This is a genomic window from Lysinibacillus sp. NPDC096382 (assembly GCF_044762845.1).
In the GTDB taxonomy this organism is placed as follows: Bacteria; Bacillota; Bacilli; order Bacillales_A; family Planococcaceae; genus Lysinibacillus.
Window position 1 is genome coordinate 18,112 of the sequence record NZ_JBIWFC010000028.1, and the last position, 16,521, is coordinate 34,632.

A 16,521-nucleotide genomic window follows, 5' to 3' on the forward strand; every position below is an offset into this window, starting at 1 on the left:
CGGTTGTTCGCACATTCGCTTTAGTCTTAGCTAGCAGCAGGCGGATCGTGAAAATATCCTAAAGCATCGAAAAAAAGACCATTTTAACATACAGTTAAAATGATCTTTTTCGAATATTATTGAGCTGCACCATGGCAGTTTTTAAATTTCTTACCGCTTCCGCATGGACATAAATCATTACGTCCGACATTTTCAGCTTTACGGACAGGTTGCTTTTTCGGAGCTGAGCCGCCATCCTCTTTCGGATTAACAGCTTGACCTTTTGCAACTTCTTCACGCTCTAAATTATTATGGATTTCTGCCTTCATCGCATATTTTGCTACATCTTCGCGAATGGAAGCGACCATATCCTCAAACATAGCAAAGCCCTCTTGTTGATACTCACGAAGTGGATCATTTTGACCATATGCACGAAGATGGATACCTTGACGTAGCTGATCCATTGCATCAATATGATCAATCCACTTTGTATCAATTGAGCGAAGTAAGATTACCTTTTCAAATTCACGCATACGTTCTGGTGTAAGCTGTTCTTCTTTTTCATTATAACGCGTTTGGACAGCGTTAGAAATTAGCTGGTTAATCTCTTCTGCGGATTTACCTTGGAAATCTTCCACCTTTAGATCGCCTTCATCTAATAGATTTGCTGCGACAAAGTCATCAATTGCTTTTAAATGCCAATCTTTTTGCTCACCTTGCGTATACAATGCGACAATGTTGTCGATCGTTTCTTGAATCATAGACTCTACAAGCACACGCATATTTTCTGTTTCTAATACGTCGTAACGCTCTTTATAAATAATCTCACGTTGCTGACGTAACACATCATCATATTGTAATAAGCGTTTACGAGCATCGAAGTTATTACCTTCAACACGTTTTTGAGCTGATTCTACTGCTCTTGAAACAACTTTAGATTGTAATGGCTGTGAATCATCCATCCCTAATTTCATCATCATGTTCTTCATATTATCGGAGCCAAAACGACGCATTAATTCATCTTCTAGTGATAGATAGAATTGAGTAATACCTGGGTTCCCTTGACGACCAGAACGACCACGCAGCTGATTATCGATACGACGAGATTCATGACGCTCCGTACCAATTACCGCTAAACCACCAAGCTCCATTACACCTTCTCCAGGCTTAATGTCTGTACCACGACCAGCCATGTTTGTTGCAATTGTTACTGCACCTTTTGTACCTGCATTCGCAATAATCTCGGCTTCACGCTCATGGTTTTTCGCGTTTAAGACGTTATGTGGGATTTTATGTTTATCCAATAAATTCGAAATTATTTCAGATGTTTCAATTGCGACCGTACCTACAAGAACTGGTTGTCCAGCTTTATGGCGCTCTGCAATATCTGCCGCCACCGCTTTATATTTCCCTTCCATCGAAGCAAAAATTAAGTCCGGACGGTCATCACGAGCAATCGGCTTATTCGTAGGAATCGCGACAACACTCATATTATAAATATTACGGAATTCCTCTTCCTCTGTTTTCGCAGTACCTGTCATACCCGAAAGCTTTTGATACATACGGAAGTAGTTTTGGAACGTAATTGTTGCCATCGTCATCGATTCATTTTGAATCTCTACGCCTTCTTTGGCCTCGATTGCCTGATGTAGTCCATCTGAGTAACGGCGACCTTTCATTAAACGACCTGTAAAGCCGTCAACAATAATGATTTCGCCCTCTTGTACAACATAATCAACATCATTATGCATACTTACATGTGCCTTTAACGATTGGTTAATCGCATGGTTTAAACGCACATGTGTTAAATCAAACAGATTATCAATGCCAAATGCTTTCTCTGCTTTTTCAACACCAGCATCTGTTAACGTAACACCTTTTGTCGACTCTTCGTATGTGTAATCTGTTTCTGCACTTAACATACGAACAAATGCATTCGACTGTTTATATAGCTGCGCCGATTTCCCAGCCTGACCCGAAATAATTAATGGCGTACGCGCTTCATCAATTAAAATCGAGTCAACCTCATCGATTACTGCAAAATGTAGCGGACGTTGTACACGCTCTTCTTTATAAAGCACCATATTATCACGTAAATAGTCAAAGCCCAACTCATTGTTTGTACTATACGTAATATCAGCTTCATAGGCTGCACGTTTTTCTTCTTTTGATAGGCTGTTCAAGTTTAAACCAACCGTTAAGCCTAAGAAATTATACAAATGCCCCATTTCTTCAGCATCACGACTCGCTAAATATTCATTGACTGTCACAACATGTACACCTTTACCAGTAATGGCATTTAGGTAAACAGCCATTGTAGCCGTTAACGTTTTACCTTCACCGGTTTTCATTTCCGCAATATTACCTTCATCTAATGACGCAGCACCCATAATTTGCACTCGGAATGGGTACATCTCTAACACACGCTTTGACCCTTCTCGACAAACCGCAAAAGCTTCCGCACGAATCGAATCTAAATGCTCTCCGTCCGCATAGCGTTTTTTAAACTCTTCTGTTTTCGCTTGTAATTGATCATCTGAAAGCTGTTCCATTTGAGAAGCGAATCCCTCAACCTGGTCAGCGATTTTTTCTAATTTTTTTAGTTCACGTTTATTGAAATCAAATAATTTATTTAATAGGTTTACCATGAATTTTTTCACTTCCTATATAGTCTCAACTTTCATTTTACCATTGTATAACAGATTCATGCAAACAGAGTCCCTAGCATTAAAGGAAATCATATCAATTACGCCCTAGCGTAATTGTTGTTGCTGTCACTACAAATAAACAATGCCGTCCGGATTTTGAATTGTGTTTAGGCCAGGCAGATCTTTTTTGTGCGAAAGCGCAGTGCTAACGTAGCGGCAGCGGCAGATCTTTTTTGCGCAAAAGCGTAGCGACAGCGGCACCGATGTAGGTCCTTTAGTCGTTGTCCCAGGAAGCGACGGTTTTAGGCTAACATCCTTATAGTGCCTCCTTTCAAAATCCGTGATATCTGCTAGAGTCTTATCTTCATTCAAAAGTTGTTTGATAAAGATATATTCCCCACTACTATTGAGGCAGGAATTCCTACTGAATGAAGATAAAAAGGCTCCCGCTTTTCGCGAGAGCCCTTGTGCATATTAAAGTTTAAGTTGTTTCAATTAAGCCATATTTACCGTCTTTGCGTTTGTAGACAATATTTGTGCCGTTTGATTCTGCATCTGTAAAGATATAGAAATCATGCCCTAGCATATTCATTTGTAAGACAGCTTCTTCTTGATCCATCGGTTTTAGATCAAATTGCTTTGTGCGAACAATAGAGTATTCGTCTTCCTCTGTTGATGCATCTGCTGCTGCTTGAGAAGTAGCAAAATAAAGGCCTGTACCTTCACGCTCACGGAATTTACGGTTTACTTTTGTTTTATGCTTACGGATTTGACGTTCTAATTTATCAACGATTAAGTCAATCGCAGCATACATATCATTATGACGCTCTTCTGCACGAAGAGTTAAGTTCTTCATTGGAATTGTAACTTCCACTTTAGTTTGCTTGTCATTATAAACCTTTAAATTTACGTTAGCGTTGGCGTTAACATCTTCGTTAAAATAACGTTCAACTTTCTCGACTTTGTTCTCAACATACTCTCGAATAGCTGGAGTTACCTCAATATTTTCACCGCGAATGTTAAAGTTTAACATGTAAACTCCTCCTTTATAACTGCTATACTTTATATTTCTACAGAAGTGTGCGAAATTCCTCTAAAATAATTCTTTTTTTCAAAAAAAATTTTTCCTACAATAATGTGTAGCATCTGCTGATATGGGTTGACAAAATCCCCACTGATGAATGTTTCACTTTATGAATTAATGCTATTTAGTTTTGCCTCATCAGCTTCTCTTCTTCGGCGTAGTTTCAACTCTTCGACAATCAAATCCTCAACCGATTCTTGATCATTAAAATTCACGCCATATTGTTTGCCCTTGCCAAAAGGACGGCTCCAAATTATTTCACCATAAGCTCGTACCTCTCTAGAATCAAGAACAAAGCGTAAATCTAAAGGAGGAGGATTAACACCTAAATCCACTTCAGTAAACATCTTTAAACCTCGTGGACTAATATCAAGCAAATCAGCCATTGCCGTTTGCGCTTGATTCACTCTTCCATCCTCATATATCGCAAAAGTCATTTTAACAGGCTCATCGAACTTAAATCGAAAGCCTTCTTGGCGCTTAAATATCATATACCCACTCCAATACTATTCGAAACATCTATTTAGCTTGATTATGACACGATGCATGTTTTACATCTAGAGGGAATAAGTAACATATTTTACTGATTAAAGACCTGTTTTATACCTAATTAATAGGTTCCCTTTTGTATGATATAAATGCCGTGTCCCGTTTTTCTTGTAAAGAAAAGAGACCATCAGGAATTGATGATCTCTTGTGTTATCTAAATTTGTCCAGTGTTTCCCTGACCGAATTGCTGCTGTCGATTGATGCGAATAACTTCCTTCCATGTATCACGGAATTCTGTTACTAATCCCTCAACTTCTTCAATAATAGCGACTTCACTTTGAATATTTGCTTCGACTAAACGACGATTCATATATTCATAGAGTGCAAACATATTTTTTGATATTTCGATGTCCATATTTAATGTCACCATAAGCTCACTAATAATCGCTTGTGCTTTTATAAGATTCGTATTTTTTTCCTGGACATTTTTTTCTTGAATCGCATGTTTTGCTTTATGTAGGAACTTTAAACAACCATTATAAAGCATTAACGTCAGCTCGCCAGGAGAAGCAGTTGTAACACTATTTTGTTTGTATGCATTTTGTGCTGTTAAATTTGCTGCCAATAAAGGACAACTCCTTTGAAATGTTACTTTTCTACTAGTTTAAACCATTTTATGAAGAAAAGCTAATAACTCAAATACGCCTCTGCGGTATTGTTGCTGTCACACAGATAAACAATGCGTCTGGATTTTGAATTGTGTTATCACAATTCACTTCTTTTAAAATCCATGATATCCGCCGGGGCTTTATCTTTCATTAGCCGGCGGCGTCCGCCACGCTAAATAGAGATATAATGTTAATTCTTTTTGTCATAATACATCCCATCCATTACACGAACATTCGAGTAGGGATTGAAGTATTGCTGTTCACTTTTTTTCGTTTTTTGTAAGTTTGCCATATCCTGCTTTACAGCGTTCATGACAGCAACCAATCGTTCTTTTATACCGTTATCTAATTCAAGTAACGTACCGTGTATGCGATTTTGTTCATCGAAATGAAATCCTTCCTGAATCAAAACTTCAATAATCGTTCCACGTTTGTCCAACATGCTATTGATGTTGTCAATGTATTCATCACGCTCTTCACCATTTGGGCTGTCTCCCAATAGCTTAAATAAATTAGCTGATACCTGTAATAGTTGATCTATTAATTGCATAATGTTCTCCTACTTTGCTAATTAGAAACAAGCCAAAACCTTAACCTTATGAGAACAAACTTGATTGCTTGTTTGCTTTATTGATTGCTTGCTCCATAGCTGCAAATTGTTTCCAATAACGAGCTTCGACATCTCTTAGTTTAGCTTGTAATTTCGTCATACGCGTATCTGATTCGTTAATTGCCCTACCCAAACTAAATGTATTGTTAACAGCTCCATCTCTTCCTGCTTGTTTCTCAATTTGGGTTGTCATTTTTTTCATCTCATCGCGTAAACGCCATGCAATCCCACGACTATCTTCTGTAACTTTTACTGTTTTTCCATTCACTATTTGTTCTTTTACAGTGACATCACCCGTTTGTGAGAACATTTTAAACACTTGATCTGGATCTTTTTCTAATGCAGCATCTAGTTTTCCTTCATTAATAACAAGCTTACCACTATTTTTCATATCTTTTGAAGTAGTAATCCCAATTTCAGCTAATGAATCCATGAATTTATCGCCAAGGCCTGCAACGCTACCCATAAATGTCTCGCGCATTTTTGCCATACCATCTCGAATAATTGAATCACTTCGCAATAAACCACTCTTCGCTTTTTCATCCCAAAGCTTTTGCTCATTTTCACTCATATCTTTACGTTGCTCAGCTGTTAGTGGTGCATAATCACGATATTTACTTTCTTTTAGCTGTTTATTAAACTCATCAATCATTTCGTTATATTTTTCAACAAACTCCGTGATTTGTTCCTTCGCAGCCTTTGTATCAGAAGTAGCTTGCATTGTGACAGGGGCTGCTGTCGTACCACCTGTTGGAGTATTGTTCTTTACTTCTTCAGCATTAGCATAAGCTTGTTCCGCATCTTTTTCACGTTGCAAGCCAGCTTCATAGTTGCTTTTTACACTATCATAACTCGCTTTTTCTTTTTCATAAGTAACTTGCTTTGCCGCAATATCCTTAAATTCAGTTAGTCTAGTTGAATCCTGCGAAAGGAACTGCAATTGTTCTACATCTGTATCTTTCAGCATTGTTTTTAAAGAGCCATCAGCAAGATTATTTATAGCAGTTTTAATTTCTTCTGTTGTCTTACCGTTCATGCTATTTAAAAACGTAATTGCCTCATCATTTGTAAGTAAATTTTTATTAGTTCCCTTATAAAGTCTTTCATCTGCTTCATTATTCGCCTGGTTACGGAAATTCTCAAGGCTATCTGCATTATCTTTCATTCTATTTAAATCTGCATCACTATAAACGCTGAACTGGCTCATCGCTCTTAATGTATCAAAATCATTATTTTTAATAGTATCAATATCATCATCACTTAACTTCGCAATACGATTTTTATCAGCAAAATCTTTATAAACCGATTGCTCCTGCTCAGTTAAAGTTGAAGCAAATTTACCATTGTATGCAGTATCAAAATCTGTCTTAAATGCGCTAGGAGGTAATGTAGCATTTTTCAATTCATCTATCGTAGAAAAAGATGTCCCAAAGTAACGATTCGCACCATCAATGTACTTTTGAGTAAGCCCATTTGGTCCTACCATAGCATCTTGTGCATTTTTAAGCTCTAATTTTGCAGCCTCATATTGCTTTAAAGCAACGTCACCAGCATTAAAAGTCTGTTTTAATGTCATTTCATAACCTGAAATTGTGAAAGTATTAGATGAACGTTCTGTTTGAATACCATTCACTTCAAACATAGCATTTTTACCATTGCTAGCTAATTTACCATCAGTTGATGCGAATCCTAATTTGTTAAATACTTCCAATCCACCTGTAACAATAATTTCACCTTGTCCACCTTTTTCACTACCTGTATTTTTAGCAGTTAGGGACAATTTTCCACCTTCAAATAAAGCAGTAACACCCGCACCAGTACCGTTAATTGTCTTTACTAAATCATTAATTGTCATATCGTTAGTAAAATTAACTTTTGTTGCCTCTGTTGTTAATCTACCATCCTTACCAATTGATTGGATAGAAATAGAATTTACATTCAAATTTAGCTCACTTAACTTTGAGTCACCGGTATATTCAGTTTGATTACCTACAGCTTGAGCTGCTGAAGCTAATTGTGATACACCACCAATTGTAATATTACCAGTTGCTCCTGAAGTAGCCTTTACGGATACTAAATTTTCATTTGATGACGTTGCAGTTTTTTGATTCATTTTTCCTGAAAGAATCATTTTATCTAATAAGAAAGTATCGAATGTTTTTAACTTTGCATTAACATTACGATATGCATCACGTTTCCATTCTAATAATTGTTTTTGTTGAAACGTTTTATTCAAAGGCATACGTTCTGCCTTCATTAATTTCTCTACAAGTGAATCAATATCCATACCAGACGCTAAACCGCCAATTCTTGTTACCATACTCTTTTCCTCCTCATTAATGTTTTTATATTTTCTTGTCTACAATCACACCAAGCATTTTCTGCATTTCATAAAATGCGTCCAATAGCTTTTTGGGAGGTATTTCTTTTACTACCTCCTCGGTATTTTGGTCAACCACCGTCACATAATATCGTTCTAACCCTTCATGATATACAAACTTCGCTGCGCTGTGTGTAACTTCTAACATTTGGTTCATTGTATTTACAGCTTGTTGAACTTTAGCTTTAGTTTCCTCAGCATTTTCAAGTAATTGGACTTGTTCAACTTTAGATGTAGATATTTTTATAGTAACTTCACTTCCTTGATTGGTTCCTCCCTCGACTACTGGTTTATTTTTAGTACCAGTTTGGATTATCGCCTTTGCATCCATATTTGTATTTTCTGATATACGCATGTTTCCACATCCCCCTTGAATTTCTTACAGGCGTTACTAAAAATAATATCGGACAAATTAAAAAGAATTTCAGTTTTTCCACAAATCATCAATAAAAACTGAAATTCTCATATTTATAATGGAGTTCTTGGGATAAAAAATTGAGAAGAAGATAAATAACTCATTATTACGGCAAACGAGTGTACCAGTGTTTAATTCCAGAGGATTTTATTCCCAATTTTTTTTGCAGGAAGGCCGTTATGGACTTCCATAAAAGTGTTTTTAAAAATTTTTTTATATCTAATCCGGGTTTTATCCTACGTTGCCACAACTAACTATAATTAATTACTAATCATCACAAACATATGTCCCATTGTAGTATAACCAGAGTCCTCCATACCCTTACGAACGCCTTGTAAATAAGAAGAATTATGTTCAATTGCTTTTGCAAGTTGTTGTATACATTCAATTACCATGTCTTGAGTTAATTTTTGCTGCTTTGAGGCCATACCAATCATATGTAATTTAATGAGTGTAAAATGAATAACAAGCATCATATAACTCTCGAACATTGTATTATAATCATATGGAAATAGGTTTTTAAATATATAATTGACAACATAATTTTCAAGCATATAGCCTTGCTTTTTCATAAATGGTTCATACAATTCTAGATAGCTCTGTTGGTATTTAGCAATTGATTGATCCATGTCCTGCACTTCTTTATTGTCATTTTCGTCTAATAGTAATCCATCTAATAATTGATGTAGAATCGCTAAATACTTTTCCGATGACACTCCACCAGCAGACATGCGATAACGTATTAAGTCTCTAGCTAAATTTAACTGAAAATTTAAGTTCCCTTCAATATTTTTTAATGATTCAATGAATTCTTCGTTATCTAAGCGGTTTAAATAATCTTCCATAATTGTAGGTAGCTGTTGCTCTAAGTCACTTAATTTTAATCGCTCAATTTTCTGAATAAATAGACCTAAAATTATTAATCGGATTTCAATAGATTGTTTACGATTTTGCATCAGCTGGATAGTAAAAACTCTGAAATCCCAAAATAGTGGATGCTTCTCCAAATTAAGTTCATTACTCATTAATCCACGAGTATCTTTGGGCTCCTCTGTCTCAATAAACCCTAAACCTTCTTCACGCAAGAGAGCAACTCTTGCTGCCTCAGGGCAAGATAAAGTTAAACTTTTTTCAACAAAAGAACCTACTTTAGTAAATTGTCTTGGATAAGTAGCACAAGTATTACATAAAAACTGTTCTCCCAATTCTTTATGAATACCACATAGCCCATCCTCTAACATCATATGACAATTCTTATTCTCATCTAAAATTAATTTTGCGTAACTCGAATCGTCCTGTTGACTTCGGTTACGCTTCACATAACGTTGTAACTTCTCTCTTATTTCTGGATGTTTTACTTTACGATAGTTTTGATAAGTCCTTTTATCTACCGTAATATTCCACCCAGCACAACAAGTATCTTCACAAGCACCACCAATACAACTAAACTCTTCAAAGTAATCTGGAATTAAAATCGGTCTCATATTTATATTTACACATCCTAATTTCTCTTATTATAAATTAAATAGTTTTTATTAGAGATTCGTATAAAGGTATTCACATATCTTAAAATCTTCTTCTGTATCAATATCGTACGATCTCTCGACTGGCATAACATATGCTATAGTCTCTTCTGTTATAAAGTTTCTCGTTTTTTTTAAAAGATCAATATTCGCAAGATATATTGCCCCATTTAACGTATATACTTTCGGCAAATCCTGACGTCTCGTTATCAACGTCTGTTGTTTCAACAATGGTTGCATTTTAGCAGAACTATCTAATGTGTACATCCAATAAGGCGATTGCCCTACCTCACATACACTAACGCAGAACTCCCCATTTTCTTGTAAAAGCTGTTCTATACATCCATCTATATCTTCAACTAAGCGCAGGGGAGATGTTGGCTGTAACATAACAACATATTCGTAGTCAGAAAAATGCTCTAAAGCATGTAGAACCGGCTCAATCCCAGCTGTCGTATCTTCTGCTAAATTGGCAGGTCGTACAAATGGAACATCTGCACCAAACTTTTGGGCCACCTGCAAGATTTCTTTATCCTCTGACGAAACAATTATTCTATCAATATATTTTGATTTTTTTGCTTCTTCAATTGTCCATGCAATTAGTGGTTTTCCCGCCAATTCTTTGATGTTTTTCCGTGGTACACCTTTTGAACCTCCACGTGCAGGGATAATTGCTAAAACTTTAGGCTTCATTTAAAAGCTCCTTAAACTCATTATTCGCTCTGTTAAAATCATCCATTTGTCCAATATCTAACCAATATTCTCTAATAGGAAATACAGATGTTTTACCATTTTTTTTAATCAAACTCTCAAACAAAGACGGCATATCATAAAACTTATCCTGTGGAATATGGTCAAGCACATCAGGATTTAATACATAAATTCCCGCATTTACAAAACTACGATGAATTGGCTTTTCTCTTATTGTCACCAAATCTGTACCATCAGTTTCAATAACACCATATGGGATTTGATATTCATATTCTCTTACACACATTGTTGCAACAGACTCATGCTCCATATGGAATTGCATAAGTTGGTCAAAATTAATTTGTGTTAGCAAATCCCCGTTCATCACAAAAAATGGTTTCGTTGGTCTATTTTTTAGTAACGAAAGTGCTCCAGCAGTTCCCATTTTCTTGTCTTCCTCAATATATTCAATAGTTACCTCGAAAGCTTCTCCATTTTGAAAATAGTCCTGAATAACTTCTTTTTTGTAATTCACAGAAAAAATAAAGTCAGTATAGCCATATTGCTTAAAACCTTCTATTATTGTTTCTAAAATAGGTTTATTCCCTACTCTAAGCATTGGCTTTGGTGTGTCGTTTGTTAATGGTCGCAACCTTGTACCTAATCCACCAAGCATTAATACAACCGTGTTTTTATTTAATGAAGTTTCAATATTATCCGCAAAAAGTATATTAATAATTCTATTATTATCATCGACTATAGGTAACTGCTTAAGCATTTTAGATTTCATTAATTGCTTATATTTATGGTATTTTTGACCTTTTATTGCACTTATCGGATTTTTGTTCATGATTGATGTAATTGTTACATCGAGACCCTCACCTCGCAAAATGCCACGACGAATATCTCCATCTGTTACAGTCCCAAGTAAATGTTGTTCTTCATCTACGACTACTGCAAATTGCAAAGAAGAATCATCAATGATTTTCATTGTATCTAGTAAAGTATGATTTTGATTAACTAATGTTTTTTGCCATTGCTTCATAGAATTACACTTCCTTTGCAGGTACGCCAACTGCTTTTATGCCATTTGCAATATTACTAATCACTACTGCTCCTGCACCAATTAAACAATTTGATCCTATATGAATGCCTTGAATAATCGTTGCACCTGTTCCGACATGTGTTCCTTTTTGTATATTAACACTGCCAGATATTTTAGTGCCTGGCGCAATATGTATATGGGAACCTATTTGACAATCATGGTCAATTAACGCACCAGTGTTTATAATACTATTATCGGCAATTGTTGTATTCGTTTGAATAATAGTACCAGCCATTATTTGAACTCCTTGTCCTAATTGAACGGAAGGAGCAATAATGGCTGAAGGATGGATTACAGATTTAAAACGATACTTTCTTTGCGTAAATGCATTAAATATTTTTTCTCTTAATGGTGACGGCTTAACAGCCCCTATAGCAAGTACTAGTTCAATGTCAGATGGATTATGATCTTCTATTACCTCATCAGGTCCTAAGTAAGTTAAATCAAAATCATTCTCTTCTATAGTCGGTGCAGTAAATCCGATAATCGTTTGCTTCTGTGCAAGTAAAATTTCTGTTATTACTGAGGCATGCCCCCCATTCCCAATAATAATAATTGGTCTATTCATCTATTAGCTCATCCTCTTCATATGATTTTGAAGCAATTTCACCGATGAAAGACCAATATTTAGAAGGTTGAATACCATCTCCAGGTCTTTTTACAGTCAAATTGCTAACAGAGAATACTTCACCTGCTTGTATCGGATTTTTAGCAACTAAGCTTTTCCGTGCAGGAATACGATTTTGTAGTTCTATAGGTGTTGGATTTTTTATGCCATCTCCTAATGCCTGTTCTACTTCTCTAATTCCTATTATCATTGACTTAAGTTCATCTGGATTTAATGAGGCCACATGATCCGGTCCTTCTAACGTTTTATCTAATGTAAAATGCTTTTCTATTACAGTTGCACCTATACCTACTGCTGCAAGCGGGATATGGATTCCTTCAGAATGATCTGATAATCCAATAGGTAACTGAAAGACTTTTTTCATTTCACGCATTGCTTTTAAATTAATGGAATCCATTGGCGCTGGATATTGTGTGGTACAATGTAAAAGTGTTACGAATTTTTGTAACGCTGCTTTCGCTTCTTCAGTAGCATAAAAACTATATACTCGCTCTATCGTAACAGGTTCCTTAGATTTCACTAAACCATAGGCTATAAATGCTAATGCCTCGTGAATCTCTTCGATAGTTGCCATTCCAGTGGATAAGATAATTGGTTTTTGTTTCGTTGCAATATAATGAATGAATGGTGCATTCGTTAATTCTCCTGAAGGAATTTTAACCGTTGCAATCTCAATTTCATCTAGTAAAAAATCGACACTTTCAAAGTCAAAAGGTGTCGATAGAAATTCAATTTGCTCTGTTTGACAAAATGACTGCAACTCAATAAATTCCTCGTAAGTTAATTCTAGCTTTTTTAACATTGCAAATTGAGATGTTGCTTCTTTCAAATTTTCAACTTGATATGCTGCTTGCTGTGCCTGCTTTGTAACTAGATTTTCTGCTTTAAATGTTTGAAATTTTACCGCGTCAGCCCCAGCTTCTTTTGCAACCATCACAAGCTCTTTTGCCATTTTCAATGAACCATTATGATTGACACCTGCTTCAGCGATGATATATGTTTTATTCTTCATAAATCATAAAACCCCTTTTGAATAGAAAATGAAGGTAAACTGCGTAATATTGTAATTATTTTTTCAGATACTATTCCATCACCAAATATATGTTCATACTTATCGCTAAATTTCCTTGCTTTTTCAATAGTATTACGTATATTTTCAGTATCCATTTTTGTATTAAATACCGAGTTGGGATGCTCACGCCCTTCCTGACGGTTTCCACAATTAACAGTAGGTGTCTCTAAATAAGGAACTTCAATTAACCCACTAGAAGAATTTCCAATAACAACGTCTGCATTCTTCACCGCACTTAAATACTTTAAATGACCAAGTGAATCAAATATTTTAGCGTTACTATGATTTAATATGAATTGTTGAATAGATTCATTAATCATCCTTCCTCCATTATCAGCATTCGATTTAGTAAACACCAGATTAATGTTGGGGTAATTCTCCAATGCCTTTAACAATTCGTGTATCCCATTTATATGACCATTCGTCTCAGGATGATATGTTATTAAAAACATAGGTCGTTGCTCATCAAGCCCAAGTTTTTGAAATAGTTCATCTCGCCTCAGGAGGTTCATATTCGCAATATTTTCTATTCCGAGAGCACCGACATTATAGACACGTTCTGGAGATTCGCCTAATTGAATAACACGTTTACGATGGGATTCTGTACTTGTAAAATGCCAAGTAGCCATTTTTGTAATGGTATGACGAATAGCATCATCATACGCACCAAAAGTACATTCACCCCCATGTATATGTGCAATAGGTATTTGCATAATAAGCGCTGTTTGAGCAACTGCTAACATTTCAAAACGATCACCTAAAATGATAATTAAATCTGGTTGTAAACGGTTAAGTGCATCGGCAAAACTAATTGTGGCAAGTCCTATCGACTTCACGATGCCAGTGGAAGAATCCGCAGATAAAAGAATTTCTATTTTTTCATCAATCAAAAAACCATCATTTTCAATTTCTTTATATGTGCTTCCAAACTCTGGAGATAAATGCATTCCCGTTACAACCATTTGTAAATCAAATTCTTTATCTTTTTGAAGTTGCTTGGCAAGATTTGATAATAAACCGTACTCTGCTCTAGTACCAGTCACAATACAAATTTTACGTTTCATCGTGACCCCTCACTTATTGGTGTGCTAGGAATATTGACAACACATTTATTTAACTGTTCTGTCACACTTAAATCTGATTTTGGACAGTTTTGATATATTGCTAAGTGGTGCATCGGCGTCCAAATAGGGCGACTCATTACACCTTGCTCATTTAAAAAGCCCAACACCTCATCACGATTAAATCGCTCGTCAAGTAGCATAGTTTGTAGCCAATAATTACTTCTAGTATTTGCAGGCTCTTTAAATAAATGAACACCATCTAAATTAACCAACCATTGCTCATACAGCTTTGTTAACTCGCGCTTTTGTTGGATAAACATCGGCATCTTTTCTAATTGTGCACAGCCTAACGCAGCGTTTAAATTCGGCATTCGGTAATTAAATCCGATTTCATCGTGCTCATATTTCCATCGATGCGGAACTTTAGCAGTTGTTGTTAAATGTTTTGCATAGTCAGCTAATGCATCATCATTTGTCACAATCGCGCCGCCACCGCCAGTCGTCATTATTTTATTGCCGTTAAAGCTCATTGCACTTACTTTTCCAAAGTTACCTGTATGTTTTCCATTATAATATGTACCTAATGACTCAGCTGCATCTTCAACAAGAATCAAATTATACATCTCACATACTTTAAGTAAACCCTCTATGTCAGCTGCATGACCAAATGTATGCATCGGTACAAGTGCTGAAATACGTCTTCCTGTTTCTCTATTATAAAGCTGATTGTTTTGTAGTTTTCCAATTTGCTCTAAGTAAATTATTAAGTTATCTGCATCAACACCTAAAGTAGTAAAGGAAACATCTATAAAGTGTGGAACTGCACCTAAATATGACACAGCATTGGCTGTTGCAATAAAAGTAAGTGAAGGCATTAAAACTTCGTCTTCTGCCTTTACGCCTGCAACCTTTAATGCAATATGCAGTGCAGCTGTACCATTTACAACAGCAACTGCACGCTTAACACCGACAAATTTAGCTAAGTCCTCCTCAAAACGATTAACATAAGCTCCCACTGAGGACACCCAACCTGATTTTACACAATCCGTCACATATTCAACTTCTTTATCATTGAATGTGGGCTCATGTAAAGGCACAAACTCTTTTCCATAAAACCGTTTTACATTATCTGCAAATTCCAACCATTGAGTACTCATATATTATAAACATCTGCCTTATATTGAGATAAGTTCTTAGGATTTGTAAACCATTCTATTGTTTCTTCAAGACCTCGACGGAAGCCTTCTTTGCCACCATATTGTGGCTCCCACCCAAGTAGTTCCTTCGCCTTTTTATTCTCTGCCCAAAGGCGTTCGACTTCACTTTTTTCAGGACGGAAACGTTTTTCATCTGTTTCGATAGTTAAATCTACACCCATAATATCTGCAATCATTTGTGCAGTTTCACCAATTGAAACCTCATAATTTGAACCAATATTAATGACTTCACCAATTGAATTAGCAGATTCCATTACAGAGATAAAACCGTTAACTGTATCTTTTACATAGTTAAAATCACGTGTAGGGCTTATTGCTCCTAGCTTAATGTTCGTTTTGCCACTTGCCAACTGACTTATAATCGTCGGTATAACCGCGCGGGCAGATTGTCGTGGTCCATATGTATTAAATGGACGAATAATAGATACAGGTGTATCAAATGAGCGATAAAATGACAAAGCCATTTGATCAGCACCTATTTTTGATGCAGAATAAGGTGATTGCCCTTGTAATGGATGCTCTTCATTGATTGGTACATATAATGCTGTCCCATATACTTCACTTGTAGAAGTGTGTACCACCTTTTCTACACCTAACTCTTTCGCTGCTTGTACAACATTTAATGTCCCTGTCACATTCGTATCTACATAAGTTGCTGGAGAATGATAGGAATACGGAATTGCAATTAAAGCTGCTAAATTAAGGACATGAGAACAGCCCTTCATAGCTTCTTTTACACCATATGGATCACGAATATCCCCCGAAAACACATCCAATGATGATTTAATTTCCGGTGAAGACTGGTCTAACCAGCCCCATGAATTAAATGAATTATAATAAACAAATGCACGAACATCATAACCTTGTCGTACTAATGTTTCTGTTAAATGTGAGCCTATGAAGCCATCTGCTCCGGTTACCAAAATCTTTTTTTGCATCACACTTATCC

The 16,521-nt window shown here is 36.0% G+C and carries 15 protein-coding genes; all 15 read right to left on the reverse strand.

Features of this window, described 5'->3' with window-relative positions; translation table 11 throughout:
* Positions 1 to 116: 116 nt before the first annotated feature.
* The 15 genes from secA to ACIQZA_RS24080 all read right to left on the reverse strand — a co-directional run bounded on the left by secA (position 117) and on the right by ACIQZA_RS24080 (position 16,510).
* A complete protein-coding gene (secA, locus tag ACIQZA_RS24010; RefSeq protein ID WP_142509105.1) occupies positions 117 to 2,627 on the reverse strand; it encodes a preprotein translocase subunit SecA in 2,511 nt (836 codons plus the stop codon).
* A gap of 481 nt (positions 2,628 to 3,108) precedes the next feature.
* On the reverse strand, positions 3,109 to 3,660 hold the full coding sequence (gene hpf, locus ACIQZA_RS24015) for a ribosome hibernation-promoting factor, HPF/YfiA family (RefSeq protein ID WP_132360578.1): 552 nt from the start codon (positions 3,658 to 3,660) through the stop codon (positions 3,109 to 3,111).
* Between the two features lie 158 nt (positions 3,661 to 3,818).
* Complete coding sequence (locus ACIQZA_RS24020) at positions 3,819 to 4,202, reverse strand: PilZ domain-containing protein (RefSeq protein ID WP_402884396.1); 384 nt, start codon at positions 4,200 to 4,202, stop codon at positions 3,819 to 3,821.
* Between the two features lie 212 nt (positions 4,203 to 4,414).
* Entirely contained in the window at positions 4,415 to 4,825 is a 411-nt protein-coding gene (gene fliS, locus ACIQZA_RS24025; protein ID WP_402884397.1) for a flagellar export chaperone FliS, read from the reverse strand.
* 233 nt (positions 4,826 to 5,058) lie between these two features.
* Positions 5,059 to 5,418, reverse strand: a complete 360-nt coding sequence (fliT, locus tag ACIQZA_RS24030; RefSeq protein WP_402884399.1) for a flagellar protein FliT — start codon at positions 5,416 to 5,418, stop codon at positions 5,059 to 5,061.
* A 46-nt stretch (positions 5,419 to 5,464) separates the two neighbouring features.
* On the reverse strand, positions 5,465 to 7,798 hold the full coding sequence (gene fliD / locus ACIQZA_RS24035) for a flagellar filament capping protein FliD (protein ID WP_402884401.1): 2,334 nt from the start codon (positions 7,796 to 7,798) through the stop codon (positions 5,465 to 5,467).
* 25 nt (positions 7,799 to 7,823) lie between these two features.
* Positions 7,824 to 8,213 carry a flagellar protein FlaG gene (locus ACIQZA_RS24040; protein ID WP_402884403.1) on the reverse strand — a complete coding sequence of 130 codons (390 nt, stop codon included), beginning with the start codon at positions 8,211 to 8,213 and terminating at the stop codon, positions 7,824 to 7,826.
* Between the two features lie 320 nt (positions 8,214 to 8,533).
* Positions 8,534 to 9,757: a flagellin lysine-N-methylase gene (fliB, locus tag ACIQZA_RS24045; protein WP_402884405.1), complete on the reverse strand. Its 1,224-nt coding sequence runs from the start codon at positions 9,755 to 9,757 to the stop codon at positions 8,534 to 8,536.
* 51 nt (positions 9,758 to 9,808) lie between these two features.
* On the reverse strand, positions 9,809 to 10,489 hold the full coding sequence (locus ACIQZA_RS24050) for an acylneuraminate cytidylyltransferase family protein (protein ID WP_402884406.1): 681 nt from the start codon (positions 10,487 to 10,489) through the stop codon (positions 9,809 to 9,811).
* Positions 10,479 to 11,531 (reverse strand): nucleotidyltransferase family protein, encoded by a 1,053-nt coding sequence (locus ACIQZA_RS24055; protein WP_402884407.1) that lies wholly within the window; start codon positions 11,529 to 11,531, stop codon positions 10,479 to 10,481. Before ACIQZA_RS24055 ends, ACIQZA_RS24050 begins: the two co-directional genes overlap by 11 nt.
* 4 nt (positions 11,532 to 11,535) lie before the next feature.
* Entirely contained in the window at positions 11,536 to 12,159 is a 624-nt protein-coding gene (locus ACIQZA_RS24060) for an acetyltransferase (protein WP_402884409.1), read from the reverse strand.
* A complete protein-coding gene (gene neuB / locus ACIQZA_RS24065) occupies positions 12,152 to 13,231 on the reverse strand; it encodes an N-acetylneuraminate synthase (protein WP_402884410.1) in 1,080 nt (359 codons plus the stop codon). Before neuB ends, ACIQZA_RS24060 begins: the two co-directional genes overlap by 8 nt.
* Positions 13,228 to 14,355, reverse strand: a complete 1,128-nt coding sequence (gene neuC / locus ACIQZA_RS24070; protein ID WP_402884412.1) for a UDP-N-acetylglucosamine 2-epimerase — start codon at positions 14,353 to 14,355, stop codon at positions 13,228 to 13,230. The genes neuB and neuC overlap by 4 nt, the downstream gene beginning before the upstream one ends.
* Positions 14,352 to 15,512 (reverse strand): LegC family aminotransferase, encoded by a 1,161-nt coding sequence (locus tag ACIQZA_RS24075; protein WP_402884414.1) that lies wholly within the window; start codon positions 15,510 to 15,512, stop codon positions 14,352 to 14,354. The genes neuC and ACIQZA_RS24075 overlap by 4 nt, the downstream gene beginning before the upstream one ends.
* Positions 15,509 to 16,510, reverse strand: a complete 1,002-nt coding sequence (locus ACIQZA_RS24080) for an NAD-dependent 4,6-dehydratase LegB (protein WP_402884438.1) — start codon at positions 16,508 to 16,510, stop codon at positions 15,509 to 15,511. The genes ACIQZA_RS24075 and ACIQZA_RS24080 overlap by 4 nt, the downstream gene beginning before the upstream one ends.
* Positions 16,511 to 16,521: the final 11 nt, after the last annotated feature.

Bases quoted from the DNA above. Each gene is read 5' to 3' on its own strand.
- secA (WP_142509105.1), bottom strand. From the start codon at position 2,627: ATGGTAAACCTATTAAATAAATTATTTGATTTCAATAAACGTGAACTA.
- hpf (WP_132360578.1), bottom strand. From the start codon at position 3,660: ATGTTAAACTTTAACATTCGCGGTGAAAATATTGAGGTAACTCCAGCT.
- ACIQZA_RS24020 (WP_402884396.1), bottom strand. From the start codon at position 4,202: ATGATATTTAAGCGCCAAGAAGGCTTTCGATTTAAGTTCGATGAGCCT.
- fliT (WP_402884399.1), bottom strand. From the start codon at position 5,418: ATGCAATTAATAGATCAACTATTACAGGTATCAGCTAATTTATTTAAG.
- fliD (WP_402884401.1), bottom strand. From the start codon at position 7,798: ATGGTAACAAGAATTGGCGGTTTAGCGTCTGGTATGGATATTGATTCA.
- ACIQZA_RS24040 (WP_402884403.1), bottom strand. From the start codon at position 8,213: ATGCGTATATCAGAAAATACAAATATGGATGCAAAGGCGATAATCCAA.
- fliB (WP_402884405.1), bottom strand. From the start codon at position 9,757: ATGAGACCGATTTTAATTCCAGATTACTTTGAAGAGTTTAGTTGTATT.
- ACIQZA_RS24050 (WP_402884406.1), bottom strand. From the start codon at position 10,489: ATGAAGCCTAAAGTTTTAGCAATTATCCCTGCACGTGGAGGTTCAAAA.
- ACIQZA_RS24055 (WP_402884407.1), bottom strand. From the start codon at position 11,531: ATGAAGCAATGGCAAAAAACATTAGTTAATCAAAATCATACTTTACTA.
- ACIQZA_RS24060 (WP_402884409.1), bottom strand. From the start codon at position 12,159: ATGAATAGACCAATTATTATTATTGGGAATGGGGGGCATGCCTCAGTA.
- neuB (WP_402884410.1), bottom strand. From the start codon at position 13,231: ATGAAGAATAAAACATATATCATCGCTGAAGCAGGTGTCAATCATAAT.
- neuC (WP_402884412.1), bottom strand. From the start codon at position 14,355: ATGAAACGTAAAATTTGTATTGTGACTGGTACTAGAGCAGAGTACGGT.
- ACIQZA_RS24075 (WP_402884414.1), bottom strand. From the start codon at position 15,512: ATGAGTACTCAATGGTTGGAATTTGCAGATAATGTAAAACGGTTTTAT.
- ACIQZA_RS24080 (WP_402884438.1), bottom strand. From the start codon at position 16,510: ATGCAAAAAAAGATTTTGGTAACCGGAGCAGATGGCTTCATAGGCTCA.